At 41.5% G+C, this 13,881-nt stretch carries 13 protein-coding genes and 1 pseudogene; 12 read left to right on the forward strand and 2 right to left on the reverse strand.

All coding sequences use genetic code 11. From position 1 onward, the window contains the following. The first annotated feature begins 73 nt into the window (after positions 1-73). The gene (locus ACYQ0C_RS04835; protein WP_016277203.1) at positions 74-895 is read left to right on the forward strand and encodes an AAA family ATPase; all 822 of its coding nucleotides are present in this window, start codon (positions 74-76) and stop codon (positions 893-895) included. 21 nt (positions 896-916) lie between these two features. Then, the gene (locus ACYQ0C_RS04840) at positions 917-1,912 is read left to right on the forward strand and encodes a DUF4435 domain-containing protein (protein WP_016277204.1); all 996 of its coding nucleotides are present in this window, start codon (positions 917-919) and stop codon (positions 1,910-1,912) included. 5 nt (positions 1,913-1,917) lie between these two features. On the opposite strand, the gene ACYQ0C_RS04845 is transcribed toward ACYQ0C_RS04840, so the two are convergent. Then, positions 1,918-2,358, reverse strand: coding sequence for a DoxX family protein (locus ACYQ0C_RS04845; protein WP_016277205.1), 441 nt, complete (start codon positions 2,356-2,358; stop codon positions 1,918-1,920). A gap of 82 nt (positions 2,359-2,440) precedes the next feature. Here ACYQ0C_RS04845 and ACYQ0C_RS04850 point away from each other — a divergent pair, with 82 nt between their 5' ends. Further along, the gene (locus tag ACYQ0C_RS04850) at positions 2,441-2,584 is read left to right on the forward strand and encodes a hypothetical protein (protein WP_159106247.1); all 144 of its coding nucleotides are present in this window, start codon (positions 2,441-2,443) and stop codon (positions 2,582-2,584) included. Positions 2,585-2,590: 6 nt separating this feature from the next. Here the strand turns inward: ACYQ0C_RS04850 and ACYQ0C_RS04855 are convergent, their stop codons facing one another. Further along, positions 2,591-3,244, reverse strand: coding sequence for an HAD family hydrolase (locus ACYQ0C_RS04855; protein WP_016277206.1), 654 nt, complete (start codon positions 3,242-3,244; stop codon positions 2,591-2,593). Between the two features lie 62 nt (positions 3,245-3,306). On the opposite strand from ACYQ0C_RS04855, the gene ACYQ0C_RS04860 reads away from it, so the two are divergent. The 9 genes and pseudogenes from ACYQ0C_RS04860 to ACYQ0C_RS04900 all read left to right on the forward strand — a co-directional run bounded on the left by ACYQ0C_RS04860 (position 3,307) and on the right by ACYQ0C_RS04900 (position 13,689). Beyond that, positions 3,307-3,807, forward strand: coding sequence for a nitroreductase family protein (locus ACYQ0C_RS04860; RefSeq protein ID WP_025076742.1), 501 nt, complete (start codon positions 3,307-3,309; stop codon positions 3,805-3,807). Positions 3,808-4,069: 262 nt separating this feature from the next. Beyond that, positions 4,070-4,321, forward strand: a complete 252-nt coding sequence (locus ACYQ0C_RS04865; RefSeq protein ID WP_016277208.1) for an OadG family protein — start codon at positions 4,070-4,072, stop codon at positions 4,319-4,321. 29 nt (positions 4,322-4,350) lie between these two features. Then, a complete protein-coding gene (locus ACYQ0C_RS04870; protein ID WP_016277209.1) occupies positions 4,351-6,216 on the forward strand; it encodes a biotin/lipoyl-containing protein in 1,866 nt (621 codons plus the stop codon). Further along, positions 6,216-7,451: a sodium ion-translocating decarboxylase subunit beta gene (locus ACYQ0C_RS04875; RefSeq protein ID WP_016277210.1), complete on the forward strand. Its 1,236-nt coding sequence runs from the start codon at positions 6,216-6,218 to the stop codon at positions 7,449-7,451. Before ACYQ0C_RS04870 ends, ACYQ0C_RS04875 begins: the two co-directional genes overlap by 1 nt. A gap of 222 nt (positions 7,452-7,673) precedes the next feature. Next, positions 7,674-9,002, forward strand: coding sequence for an ATP-binding protein (locus ACYQ0C_RS04880; RefSeq protein WP_016277211.1), 1,329 nt, complete (start codon positions 7,674-7,676; stop codon positions 9,000-9,002). A gap of 70 nt (positions 9,003-9,072) precedes the next feature. Next, positions 9,073-9,257: pseudogene (locus tag ACYQ0C_RS04885) on the forward strand (AAA family ATPase); the annotation flags it as partial. Between the two features lie 633 nt (positions 9,258-9,890). Then, entirely contained in the window at positions 9,891-11,672 is a 1,782-nt protein-coding gene (locus tag ACYQ0C_RS04890; protein WP_016277214.1) for a lipocalin family protein, read from the forward strand. Positions 11,673-11,903: 231 nt separating this feature from the next. Then, positions 11,904-13,064: an AAA family ATPase gene (locus tag ACYQ0C_RS04895; RefSeq protein ID WP_016277215.1), complete on the forward strand. Its 1,161-nt coding sequence runs from the start codon at positions 11,904-11,906 to the stop codon at positions 13,062-13,064. After that, positions 13,057-13,689 carry an HNH endonuclease family protein gene (locus ACYQ0C_RS04900; RefSeq protein ID WP_016277216.1) on the forward strand — a complete coding sequence of 211 codons (633 nt, stop codon included), beginning with the start codon at positions 13,057-13,059 and terminating at the stop codon, positions 13,687-13,689. Before ACYQ0C_RS04895 ends, ACYQ0C_RS04900 begins: the two co-directional genes overlap by 8 nt. The last annotated feature ends 192 nt before the right edge of the window (positions 13,690-13,881 follow it).

The following is a 13,881-nucleotide window of genomic DNA, read 5'->3' on the forward strand; positions in this document are numbered from 1 at the left end:
TTAAAATAACAGTGCAAATGTAGGAGGTTTTTTTTATATTTTCTATCTTTGCTTAAGAGTAAATATATTAAAGATGAAAAAACAAGCTGATTATATAAAACGTATCGAGATAAAACGGCTTTGGGGTCGTAAGGATATCTCATGGGAACTGCGTCCGGATGTCAATATCCTGAGCGGAGTGAATGGTATTGGTAAGAGCACGATTCTGAACAGATCAGTGAACAGCCTGACAGCTTTGGAAGGTGGAGCGTTGAGTAACGGTTATGCTCCCGGAGTACATTTTGTCTTTTCTCCGGAAGATGCTACCCAGATACACTTTGATGTAATCCGCAGTTTTGACCGCCCGTTGATTCATTCGGAGCTTCTGGAGAAGATGGCGGATAAAAATGTAAAGACGGAGTTGGACTGGCAGCTTTATCAATTGCAGCGGCGTTATCTGGATTATCAGGTAAATATTGGCAACCGCATTATCGAGTGCCTTACCTCCGGTGGCCCTGACGGTCAGCTTCGTGCTGCCGAGATGTCTTACCCCAAGACTAAATTCCAGGATCTGATGGATGACTTGTTTGGTGAGACCGGTAAGAAAATCATCCGCAAAAGCAATGAAATCTTGTTTGAACAGGATGGGGATATACTTTATCCTTATCAATTGTCTTCCGGCGAGAAGCAGATTCTGGTCATCTTGCTGACAGTTCTGGTACAGGACAACCGTCGGGGAGTCCTGTTTATGGATGAGCCGGAAGTATCTCTGCATGTGGAATGGCAGCAACGCCTTATTTCCTTGATACGGCAATTGAATCCGAATGTGCAGATTGTGTTGACAACTCATTCGCCTGCTGTGATTATGGACGGATGGCTGGATGCGGTGACCGAAGTGAGCGATATTACAAAATAAACAATTTCTAACGACAACACTATGGGAAAAAGATTGTCCGAAAATCTGTCCTCCTTATATATTGGTGCGGCCAACAAATTGAAGCCCAGACGCTCGCGGCGTAAGATTATTGCGTATGTCGAGAGTTATGACGATATCTCGTTTTGGCGCACCCTGCTGGGCGAGTACGAGGATGAGACCCGCTATTTCGAGGTGATGCTTCCTTCGAAGACCACTCTGGCAAAAGGCAAGAAATCTGTACTGATGAACGAGCTGGGACCTCAGTTGGGGCAAAATATGATCGCTTGTGTGGATAGTGATTATGACTATCTGTTGCAGGGAGCTACCCATACGTCACGTTACATTATAAATAACAAATATGTTTTTCATACGTATGCGTATGCCATAGAAAACTATCAGTGTTATGCCGAAGCATTGCATGAGGTTTGTGTCATGGCAACGTTGAATGATCATCCGTTGATAGATTTTGTCGCTTTCATGCGCATGTATTCCCAGATAGCTTATCCGCTGTTTGTGTGGTCGGTCTGGTTTTATAGAAAACACAATCTTTCCGAATTCTCTTTGCTGGATTTCTGTTCGTATGTGAAATTGGATCACGTCAGTGTTTATTATCCCGAACGAAGCTTGGAAAGTATGAACCGTAGGGTGAGGCGTAAACTATTGGAATTGGAACGTCGTCACCCGAAAGCTTTGGAAGAAATAGAGGCGATGAAAGGCGAGTTCGCCCGATTGGGAGTGAACGAAGAGAATACCTATATGTTTATTCAAGGACATCACATGATGGATAATGTGGTCATGAGATTGTTGGTGCCGGTCTGCAATGTACTGCGCCGTGAACGTGAAACGGAAATTAAGGAACTGGCGGAACACAATATGCAGTTTCATAATGAACTGACCAGTTACCAGCGCCGGCAGTTGGGAGTAGACATTGTACTCCGCAAACATACCAGCTATAAGTTATCACCTCTTTATAAAAAATTGGAAGCGGATATAGAACGCTTCTTGAAACATATCTGATCCGGTTACTTCTTACGGGAGGCAATCGCTTGGGCTATGAAATGGTCTAACGAGAATTTACCCGGCCCTGCTATATACAATAATACGAATACTGCCAGATAAATGAAAGCCAATTCTTTGACGGCGAAAGGATCAGAACCATGGACTACAAAGAATGCGATACACATGGTGAAGATCATCGGAAGCATTGCCAGACGATAAAGGAATCCGAAAATGAAAGCTATCGAGCAAATCATCTCGCCGAAGATGGCCAGTATCAGTGAAAGCTGGCTGCCTATTCCTAACGGATCAGGAAAACTGCCGGACATGACATCATAGTTGGCCCATTTCTGTACGCCATGCGACATCAGTAAAATGCCAAACAGGATTCGTAAAGCTACTATCAGGAGTGACATGGCGGTACCATCGGGCTTGGCTGGAAATAAGAATTTATAAATGATGGACATAATACGTTTTTTTTGTTTATACTCTATTTATATAAACGTAACAAAAGGGTGAAATGTTTAGAAGTTCTATAGAGTGTAATGTTTGTTATGTGTCACGCAATGCAGCGTGATGATTGGCATTCATAATGATGAGGCGATAGATGTCTTTTATGCTGAGGCGGTTGAAAAAGACAAGCCCCTCGATAAATTGTCTGTCAAGGGGCTTGATGAATTACCTGTCTGGTGACAATAATCATTGCAGGAGAAGCGGCAGCAAATCTTCCGCTTTTTCCAGAATATGTGCCGGATGCAATGCTTCCAGTTCCGTGCGCGGACGGAACCCCCATGCCACGCCTATGGCTGTCACTCCGGCATTATGGGCGGTGTGCATATCCACATTGGAATCGCCTACATAGAGCACTTCTTCATTTTTTACTCCTGCTTTCGCCATGATGTCACATACAATGGATGGATCGGGCTTGGCCGGGATACCTTCACGCTGTCCCAGTACCTCTACGAAATTGATTTCCGGAAAATAATGGGATATCAGTTTTCGGGTAGCGGCCTGGTATTTGTTGGAGGCGACCGCTATCATGATTCCTTGTTGTTGCAGTGTCTCTAATAATTCGGGGATACCGGGATAGGGGCGGCTTAAATCGGCATTGTGCTTGTCGTAGTAGGGGACAAACTGTGAACGTATTTTCCATACATTCTCTTCCGTACGCTCGCCTTCGGGCAGGGCGCGCTCGAATAATTTATTGATTCCGTTCCCTACAAAAAAACGGTATGCTTCCGTTTCGTGAGTGGGATAGCCATAATGCAGTAAGGCTTGGTTGGTGGCGGCTGCTAAATCTGCTATTGTGTTCAGCAAAGTGCCGTCCAGATCGAATATCACAAGTTTCTTCATATTTGTACTTCTTTTATCGGCGCAAAGTTACTATTTTTGCACGCAAACTAATAATAATGCTTATGAACTTTCTAGAATTAGTGAAGGCGCGCTACTCTGCACGCAAATATGCCAATCGTCCTGTTGAGGCTGAAAAGTTGGATTATATCATGGAATGTGTGCGCATGGCCCCCTCAGCGGTCAATTTCCAGCCATGGCGTTTCCGCATTGTTACGGATGAAGCTATGCTGGAAGCTTTGCAGCAATGCTATAAGCGCGAATGGCTGGCTACGGCTCCTTGTATCATTGTGGCCTGTACCAACCATGATGAATTCTGGCATAGGCGTGCCGATAATAAGGATCATGCGGATATTGACATTGCCATTGCCGTGGAACATCTTTGCCTGGCGGCAACCGAGCAGGGACTGGGCACTTGCTGGGTTTGTAACTTTGATGCCGCCCAATGCCGTGAAGTGTTGGGCCTGCCCGGAAATTTGGAACCGGCTGTCTTGATTCCGGTCGGTTATGCAGAGGATGAACCGGCTGAAAAGAAGCGTAAACCATTGAATGAAATTCTTTTTTAAGAAACAGACAATAGGATATCAAAAGTAATTTTTGCTGTTCTTCAGCTGCGGGGGTATGCTTCGCCCTCGCAGCTGACAACCTGATAACCGCTTCGGGCTTTGAGCGCGCTTTTTTCTCTTCGTCTTCTTCCTTTTCTAATAATTTTGCATATTTTTTATTCCGTTTATGATAGAAGTAAAGCCGAAATGCCTAAATTTGAGCGCTTTTTAGGCTTTGAATAACCTATGAGTGTAGTAAGTACTATTAATAACACTAAAATTTATGGAGAACATAGGAGTTGGATTGATGTTGATGGTGGTCGGTATGGCGACTGTCTTTGTCATTCTCCTCATCGTTATCTATCTAAGCAAGTACCTTATTACTGTTGTCAACAAGGTGGCTCCCGAAGAAGCTCCCAAGAAAGCGCCTGCCGTAGCACCTACGGCAGATGCCGGTGCTATGGATGCTATTAAGGCGGCAGTCGAGATTTTGACGGCAGGTAAGGGTCAGGTGATAAAGATTGAGAAGCTATAATCCAAAAAAGAAAAACACATTTATCAAAAATGGAAAGAGAAGTAAAATTTAGTCTGGTATTCCGCGATATGTGGCAGAGCGCAGGTAAGTACGTGCCCCGCGTGGACCAGTTGGTTAAGGTTGCCCCGGCTATTATTGAAATGGGTTGTTTTGCCCGGGTGGAAACAAATGGTGGTGGTTTTGAACAGGTAAATTTATTGTTTGGTGAAAATCCGAATAGAGCCGTGCGCGAGTGGACGAAACCGTTTCGCGAAGCAGGCATCCAGACTCACATGCTGGACCGTGCGCTGAACGGTCTCCGCATGAGCCCCGTACCGGCAGATGTCCGCAAGTTGTTCTATAAGGTTAAACATGCGCAAGGAACCGATATCACCCGTACGTTCTGCGGATTGAACGATATCCGCAACATTATCCCCTCGATCGGCTATGCTCACGAAGCCGGAATGATATCACAATGTTCGCTCTGCATCACTTTCTCTCCGGTACATACTGTAGAATATTATGTAAATATGGCCAAACAGCTCATTGAAGCCGGAGCCGATGAAATATGTATCAAGGATATGGCAGGAATCGGACGTCCCGTCTCATTGGGAAAGATTGTGGCCGGAATCAAGAAAATAAAGAATATCCCTGTACAGTATCACTCTCATGCAGGTCCCGGATTCAATATGGCTTCTATCCTGGAAGTATGCCAGGCCGGTTGCGACTACATTGATGTAGGTATGGAACCGTTGTCATGGGGTACCGGTCATGCCGACCTGATCAGTGTGCAGGCCATGTTGAAGGACGCAGGTTTCAAAGTACCCGAAATCAATATGGAAGCCTATATGAAAGTTCGTTCTCTGGTTCAGGAATTTATGGATGATTTTCTGGGATTGTATATCAGCCCGAAAAACCGTCTGATGAACTCCTTGCTGATTGCTCCGGGATTGCCGGGCGGTATGATGGGTAGTTTGATGGCCGATCTTGAAACGAATCTGGAATCCATCAACAAGTATAAGGCAAAACGCAATCTGCCGTTCATGACCCAGGATGAGCTGTTGATCAAACTGTTCAATGAAGTGGCATACGTGTGGCCGCGTGTAGGTTATCCTCCTTTGGTGACTCCGTTCAGCCAGTATGTGAAGAACCTTGCCATGATGAATGTGATGGCGATGGAAAAAGGCAAGGAACGCTGGGGAATGATTGCCGATGATATCTGGGATATGATTCTGGGCAAGGCAGGACGTCTGCCGGGCAAGCTCGCTCCTGAAATCATAGAAAAGGCAGAACGCGAGGGACGCAAGTTCTTTGACGGCAATCCGCAGGACAACTATCCCGATCAGTTGGAAAAATATCGCAAGATGATGCTGGAAAAACAGTGGGATAAGGGACAGGACGATGAAGAACTGTTTGAATATGCCATGCATCCGGCTCAGTATGAAGCTTATAAGAGTGGAAAGGCGAAAGAGGACTTCCTGGCGGATGTAAAGAAGCGCCGCGAGGAAAAGGCGAATGCCACAGCTTCTGCAGAGGCTGAAAACAAGACCAAAGTACTGACTGTGGATGTGAACGGACAACCTTATCGCGTCACGGTGGCGTATGGTGCCGTAGATCCGGCTACATTGACAGCCGCTGCCGGCGCTGCTCCTGCACAAGCCGCCGCTCCTGCTCCGGTAGGTGAAGGAAAAGATGTGCTTTCTCCGTTGGAAGGTAAATTCTTCCTGGTGAAGAATGCACAGGAAACCCCGAAGAAGACGGGCGACAAGGTAAATAAAGGTGATGTGATTTGTTACGTCGAAGCGATGAAGACCTATAATGCCATCCGTGCGGAATATAGCGGTACGATTACCGCCATTTGCGCTAATCCGGGTGACACGGTTTCAGAGGATGACGTATTAATGAAGATTGTATAATGGAAGATATATTCGAAAGACTGTATAATATGACTGCCTTCAGCAATATCATTGCTGAACCGCAATTCTTGATAATGTATGCCATTGCCTTCATCCTGCTTTATCTGGGCATCAAGAAAAAGTACGAGCCGCTGTTGCTGATTCCGATAGCTTTCGGAGTGTTGCTGGCCAACTTTCCGGGTGGTGACATGGGTGTTGTCCAGGCCGATGAGAACGGCATGGTGATGGTGAATGGAGTGTTGAAGAACATCTGGGAAATGCCGTTGCACGAAATTGCGCACGACCTGGGACTGATGAACTTTATCTACTATATGCTGATTAAGACCGGTTTCCTTCCGCCTATCATCTTTATGGGGGTAGGTGCTTTGACAGACTTCGGTCCGATGTTGCGTAATCTGCGCCTCTCTATTTTCGGTGCGGCTGCACAGTTGGGTATTTTCACCGTACTGCTGGTAGCTATCCTGATGGGTTTCACTCCGAAAGAAGCGGCATCATTGGGTATTATCGGTGGGGCGGACGGCCCTACGGCTATCTTTACTACGATCAAGCTGGCTCCCCATTTGCTGGGTCCTATTGCCATTGCCGCTTATTCGTATATGGCTCTGGTGCCGGTTATCATTCCGTTGGTGGTCAAATTGTGGTGCTCTAAGAAGGAATTGAGTATCAATATGAAGGAACAGGAAAAGAAATACCCTTCTTCCGTTGAGATCAAGAATCTTCGCGTGCTGAAGATTTTCTTCCCCATTGTGGTGACTACGGTCGTTGCCTTGTTTGTTCCCAGTTCGGTGCCTTTGATTGGTATGTTGATGTTCGGTAACCTGATCAAGGAAATAGGCAGTGATACCTCACGTCTGTTTGATGCCGCTTCAAACAGTATTATGAATGCCGCCACGATCTTCTTGGGATTGTCGGTTGGTGCTACGATGACAGCTGAGGCATTCTTGAACTGGACTACGATTGGTATTGTAATCGGTGGTTTCCTGGCATTTGCCTTGTCTATCTCCGGGGGTATTTTCTTTGTGAAGATTTTCAATCTGTTCACCAAGAAGAAAATCAACCCGCTGATTGGCGCTACAGGCTTGAGTGCCGTGCCTATGGCCAGCCGTGTGGCAAACGAGATTGCGTTGAAGTATGATCCGAAGAATCATGTGCTTCAATACTGTATGGCAAGTAATATTTCGGGCGTAATCGGTTCGGCGGTAGCGGCCGGTGTGCTGATTTCGTTCTTAGGATAAGACATTGCTTGATTTATTACTGGCAAGGCCTTCACTCACGGCAGTTTTTTAATGCCGGGGGTGAAGGTTTTTTATTTATTTGAAATAGTTAAACCGGGGGGGAGTACGCATAAAAAGAAAGCTTATCCTTGCATGAAATAAGCAATAAATAGTATCTTTGCCATTATTTTGTGCAGAAAATGTGAGTATTTACACATTTTCTGCATATAAAAGTGGAAAAGTATGAAAATTCGTAGGGATATCATAGACAGACTGAAGCAATGGAAAGATAGTGAAAACAGGAAACCTATTTTGCTGAAAGGGGCTCGTCAGACAGGCAAGACTTGGATTATGGAAGAGTTTGGCAAGGAATGTTTTGAACATGTTGCGATTTTCAATTTTGACAAGGTGGAAGAATTGGCAGGCGTCTTTGAAAAAACCAAAGATGTGCAGCGCATTCTGAAAGAACTTGCCTTGTTTACCGATGTACCCATTGAAGCGGGAAAGACATTGCTTGTTTTTGATGAAATACAGCTTTGTGAGGGTGCGCTCAATAGCTTGAAGTATTTTTGTGAAGATGCTCCACAATATCATATTATTGCAGCAGGATCCTTGCTGGGCGTTGCTATTCGTAAAAAGAAAATGTCTGTCCCTGTAGGCAAGGTGCAGATACTGAGAATGTATCCGGTTACCTTTAAAGAGTTTTTGCAGGCTTCTGATGGACGTACATACCACTATGTGAACAATTTGGAGGTGATAGAGCCGCTTCCGGATATTGTTCTTAGTAAGTTGGAATTGGAATATAAGCGCTATTTGGTGTGTGGCGGAATGCCCGAGGCTGTTACGGCACTTTTGGGAAATAAGGGAGGACAGGCTGTTGATGAAGCCTTGCAGAATATACTCGACATGTATACGCTGGATTTTTCTAAATATGCTTCCTCTACGGAGATTCCACGTATTAATAGCTTATGGGCTTCATTGCCATCCCAGTTGGCAAAGGAGAACCGCAAGTTCCTTTATCGTATCATCCGCAGCGGCGCGCGTGCACGCGAATACGAGGACGCTTTATTATGGTTGGAGGAAGCCGGACTTATTTATCGTATTTTTAATGTGGCTAAACCGGGGCTTCCGTTAAGCGCTTATCAGGATTTGTCGGCTTTCAAGGTGTATGCCTCTGACTGTGGACTGTTACGCCGTTTGGCAAAACTGTCACCGGAAGTGATTCTTTCCGGCAATACAGTATATACGGAATTTAAGGGGGCATTGGCCGAGAATGCCATTTTGCAATCTTTGGTTCCCCGGAATGACGTGATGCCTTATTATTGGAGTTCGGAAAATCGTGCGGAAGTGGACTTCTTGTTGCAATTCCCTACTGAAGTGGTGCCGATAGAGGTGAAGGCCGACAGCCGTATCAGTGGGAAGAGTCTTTCCGTCTATGCTAATAAGTTTGCTCCTCAGCTGAAGATCCGTTTTTCGATGAATAATTTGAAAATAAATGATGGGTTGCTGAGCTGTCCCATTCCTTTGGCTGATTGGATAGATAAGATAGTAAAGGCGGCTATAAGTTTGTGAAAACATTCAGACTGGTATGGAGAAATTACAGCGATTATATCCGATAGGGATACAGACATTTTAGAAATCCGGGAAGATGTGGAAGAACTGGCACAAAGGCTGGATATGGCTCCTGGTAAAGATATTGGGTAAATTCGGCGTGTTGCCTTCCGAAATAGGATGTAAGCAGGCAAAGGCTTCGGCTTTTGATGCTCCATGACCACTATCACCTTCTTGCTTTATCAAAGCGGTTATATCACGATTAAGGATTATGACAGTGAACGCCGTACGTTGGGAGATTGGATGATTGCTGAATGAGTGAGAGACTTGCTGGTGAGAAAAGACGATACATCAAGGACGTTTCCGGAAGTGTGACCTGTCCGGAGAAAAAAATGATCCTTTAGGGGTGAAAGTCTTCCTCCATAACTTTGCAGGTGAGTCAAATTCTGTACACTAAATTAACGAGAACAGGTCGTTCTTAAAAAGATAACGAATTTTTTTTAATGTCTTGGTCTTTTAACTGAGCCTTTTTTGATGTTTCTTTACGCATGGAGGCCCACTTCTTTTCCTTTTTTACATGAAATCGTGAAGAAATTCATTACGAGATGATTGATTATTGAAATTATTGCGTAAATTTGTATTTGGACTGAGGTAACTTAGTCTATGACATATTAGAATATTTAGAAGCGTTATGCTTATCTCTTGCGAATGAAAACCTAGGAAATTTTCAAAAGCGAACAAGAAATAGCATGGTGGTTCTCACGCTATAGCGTGGGCTGCTATTACTACATCTGTTCGCATGGGTTTTCCTAGGACCTTCATTCAAAGACGTGGCATTTGCAGTTCCACGCTTGTGATTTATAATGGCTCTTTTTAAGGAACAGCGGGAGCCCCCAAAAGAATATTATAATGAGAACAATTCAGCTTTTAGTATTTACTTTGTTTGTAGTCATATCCTCAATTTTAACAGCATGTAGTTCTGGAAATGATGCCGATTTAGAGAATCCGGAAGAAAAAAATCCCATTGAAGTAAAAGATATATTAGCTAAAGATTTGATAGGACATTGGCAATGTGTCACCCAAAAATGGGTGGAAAGCGGAGATGAATGGCAATCTTCTTATGACACTAAAAAAGATGAGTATTATATCGAGTTCAATGAAAATTTTACAGGTGTATTAGACAGCGGGGATGATCAATTAATGGAAATTATGAATATGTACACTTTTACTTGGTCTATTTCTAAAGGTGTCATTTCTTATGGAACATCCGTTACTGATAAATGGTACATCAAAGAATTTTCTAAAAATGAGATGACACTTTATTGGGCAGATGGAGAGTACAATATTACTTGTAAATTTAAAAGAGATGCAGGGGGGACATATAAACCAGTATTAGGAAATAAAATAATGCGTATCACTAATTATTATTTAAGAAATGGAATAACAAAAGATAATTTGCGGTATTATGATTTTAAATATGATTCCCAAAATAGAATAGAGGAGTGGACAGAAACAGTGACTGATGGAAATGGGTTTAAAGAAACAACAAAATATAGTTATGAAGGAAATATTGTAAAAACTAATTTTCAAGACTACATTATAGGAGAAAATGGCTATTTAAAAATAGGTAATAAAAAACTTTCTCCAACAATAAAAGGAGAAAATATACAAAAATTGATTTACGATAAAAATGAATATCTTACTGATATTGAATATGGAGAAGATCCTTTAAAAAAAGGAACAATACATTACGAATATGAAAATAACGGTTATACTAGTACATTGAACTCTTTTTATGAGAAAGAAACATACCAATATATTTATAATGTCGAGTTTCTCAATAATACTTCTATAAACCTTGTTCCATTGTACACATATGGTGGATACTTTAATTTCACATTAGAACTTTTCGATTTTGTAGGAAAAAGACCCTTATACCTTCCAAGAGAATTTGTATATCATGGCAAAAACGGTTCTTATAATAAGAAAGAGTTTATATTTAAAAAAGACGATAAAGGGAGAACGATACAAATTAGAGAAGTAACTAATTTATCGCCACAGATTTGGGACATCTATTATGAAAATATTACCGATGAACCAGCTGATGATCCTACAGGTGGTTATGGTACAATTGCAGATGCAGTAGATCTTGGCTTAAGTGTGAAATGGGCTAGTTGGAACTTAGGAGCAACAGGACCTGAAGAATACGGAGAACTCTATACTTGGGGAGTTCCTGATGCAAAATCGGGTTATGATGCGAAAAGTAGCCGACCGGATTATTTAAAAGAAATTAGCGGTACAGAATACGACATTGCTCGTGCACAGTGGGGAGAGAATTGGCGGTTGCCGACTAATGCAGAACAAGCTGAACTCACAGAAAAATGTAAATGGGAGCTAACAGAGATAAATAATATTATTGGGCTAAAAGTTACTGGTCCTAATGGACATAGTATTTTCTTACCTGCCGCAGGTTATCAAAACAATGTTGCTACGGTTGATCATGGAGAAATAGGTTATTATTGGTCTGGAACAAGAAACCGATTGGATGCAGGAAAAGCCTATCCTATCTATCGTTTTTTTACAACAAGTAAGTTACAAATTAATTGGGGATGGGCTGCGAGAAATTATGCTGCAGGAGCTGATGATTTGAGATTTTACAATGCCATGTCAATTCGCCCTGTATGTGATTAAGTATGATATATAATAGTTCGTTAAAAATTAGCCAAGCCTAAACGGCTTTGGCAGTAAATAAAATGAGTTCTTTGAAAAGTTTGTCAATAACTTGTGGGGTTGGGTTAATCAATACTTCGGTAATTTTTTACCGAAGTATTGAATTATAGAAGAACTCGTTAATTATTTATCGACCTTTTGCTATAAATGAAGAGAAATGAATTATATTTGTAGTGCATCAATATAATATATATGAGTAATTTTATAACAGATATAAAAGTTCAGAAGGTCTTTCATCTGAAAGACTTTTGTATTCCTATTTCCGAAACAGAAAAGAAACACCTGATTATAACGGGAAGAAATGGCAGTGGTAAAACAATCTTGCTCAACGCCATTGCTGCTTTCTTTAATGAAATGTATTCCTTTGCGAGTGTAAAAAGTATTGCCGGAAAGTATATGCTGGAAAACCGGTTTGTTGCAGAAAAACAAGTAGGATTGTATTGTAATGATGCTGAGACTTTATTAAAGAAATATAGAAAGCAAGACTTTATTATAGCTTTTTATGCAGATGAACGTAAATCACGTTTTGAGGAATCTCGTAATCCGGTAAAGCCTGATTTAAAGGTAAATAAAGAGAATGTAGGACAAAGTAAAGTGGATCAGTTTCTTAATTTTATGGTTGATTATAAAGTTCAAGAAGCGTTGGCACGGAATGAAGGGAAGAATGAAGATGCTGATTATATTCGTCAATGGTTTATTAGTTTCCAGACTATTTTGGGAAGAATTTTTGATGATCCACAATTAAACTTGAAGTTTAATTATAAGGACTATTCCTTTTTTATTGAAACGGATGGTAAAAGTTTTAAGTTTACAGAATTATCTGCCGGTTATTCTGCTGTTCTTGATATTGTCACTGATTTAATTCTAAAAATGCAAGAAGGGAATAATATTGTACGAGCTTATGAAAAAGAAGGTATAGTATTGATTGACGAGATAGAAACGCATCTCCACCTGGAACTCCAGCGGGTGATTTTGCCCATATTGACTACGATTTTCCCTCATATACAATTTATTGTAACTACCCATTCCCCCTTTATATTAAGTTCATTACCCAATGCTGTTGCTTTTGATTTGGAACGTAGAGAATCGATAGAAGATTTGACTGAATATTCTTATGAGGCATTGGCGGAAGGTTATTTTGGTGTCAGTACAGATTCTAGCGAAATACAAATGCGTTTGCAGCAGTTGGAAAGTTTGATTCAAAAAGAAAAATTGTCCGTGTCGGAGGAGAAAGAACTGGAAATGTATCTAAAAGATTTTGAAAATATACCTGAAGTATTGGCTCCTAATGTCAAAGCAAGATTTTATGAACTGAAAAGAATATGGAATAGTAAAGCCTGGAAGTATGATTAGAATAAAAAAAAGTCTTGAAATACCTTTAGGTCTGGACACAAAATATAATGCGGAAGATGTCTGTAAGCAAATTTTAGAGGATCAATATGAGAAATGTTATTTATGTGAACGGTATTTGGGTACAGATTATCAGGTGGACCATTTACGTTCACAAGCGAATTACCCTTTATTAGTGAAGGAATGGAGTAATCTGTTTATTGCTTGTAGCTATTGTAATGGGAAAAAAGGAGTTTCTTTTGATGGAATACTTAATCCTTGTCTTCATAATATTGAAGAGATTATAGAGCATTCTGTTCTATTTATGGAAAAGAAAGTAGTTTTTAATAGCAGCCAACTGTCAAAGGAAGTACGGCAGACCATTCAGTTACTCACTATTTTATTTAATGGAAAAAACGGTTTACGGACATGTCGGGAACAGAGGTTTTATGATGAGTTTATCCGAAAAATTAATGTGTTTCAATATGCTGTTGATGAATATATGTTGGGCAAAAAAGAGGAATATCGTCCGATGATAGAAGAATTATTGGATATACACGGTGAATATTTGGGCTTTAAACATTTGATTATTTGTGGGAATCCTGTATTAAAAAAAGATTTTGAAGAATTTCTGGGTTGGAATAAATAGTATCTTTTCCATTTTTATGTGCGGAAAATGGAAAGGTATGAAAAGTATTAGGGATATCATAGACAGACTGAAGCAATGAAAAGGATAGCGAAAACAGGAAACCTATCTTGCTGATGTCGCAATTCTCCATGTTGATAAGGTAGAAGAATTGTCAGGCCTCTTTGAAAAAAACAAAGATGTGCAGCGCATTCT

The organism is Phocaeicola sartorii JCM 17136 = DSM 21941, assembly GCF_054653615.1.

Excerpts from the sequence above, each read along its gene's own strand:
- ACYQ0C_RS04875 (WP_016277210.1), top strand. The coding sequence starts at position 6,216 with ATGGAAGATATATTCGAAAGACTGTATAATATGACTGCCTTCAGCAAT.
- ACYQ0C_RS04860 (WP_025076742.1), top strand. The coding sequence starts at position 3,307 with ATGAACTTTCTAGAATTAGTGAAGGCGCGCTACTCTGCACGCAAATAT.
- ACYQ0C_RS04900 (WP_016277216.1), top strand. The coding sequence starts at position 13,057 with ATGATTAGAATAAAAAAAAGTCTTGAAATACCTTTAGGTCTGGACACA.
- ACYQ0C_RS04880 (WP_016277211.1), top strand. The coding sequence starts at position 7,674 with ATGAAAATTCGTAGGGATATCATAGACAGACTGAAGCAATGGAAAGAT.
- ACYQ0C_RS04855 (WP_016277206.1), bottom strand. The coding sequence starts at position 3,244 with ATGAAGAAACTTGTGATATTCGATCTGGACGGCACTTTGCTGAACACA.
- ACYQ0C_RS04890 (WP_016277214.1), top strand. The coding sequence starts at position 9,891 with ATGAGAACAATTCAGCTTTTAGTATTTACTTTGTTTGTAGTCATATCC.
- ACYQ0C_RS04845 (WP_016277205.1), bottom strand. The coding sequence starts at position 2,358 with ATGTCCATCATTTATAAATTCTTATTTCCAGCCAAGCCCGATGGTACC.
- ACYQ0C_RS04835 (WP_016277203.1), top strand. The coding sequence starts at position 74 with ATGAAAAAACAAGCTGATTATATAAAACGTATCGAGATAAAACGGCTT.
- ACYQ0C_RS04870 (WP_016277209.1), top strand. The coding sequence starts at position 4,351 with ATGGAAAGAGAAGTAAAATTTAGTCTGGTATTCCGCGATATGTGGCAG.
- ACYQ0C_RS04895 (WP_016277215.1), top strand. The coding sequence starts at position 11,904 with ATGAGTAATTTTATAACAGATATAAAAGTTCAGAAGGTCTTTCATCTG.
- ACYQ0C_RS04865 (WP_016277208.1), top strand. The coding sequence starts at position 4,070 with ATGGAGAACATAGGAGTTGGATTGATGTTGATGGTGGTCGGTATGGCG.
- ACYQ0C_RS04840 (WP_016277204.1), top strand. The coding sequence starts at position 917 with ATGGGAAAAAGATTGTCCGAAAATCTGTCCTCCTTATATATTGGTGCG.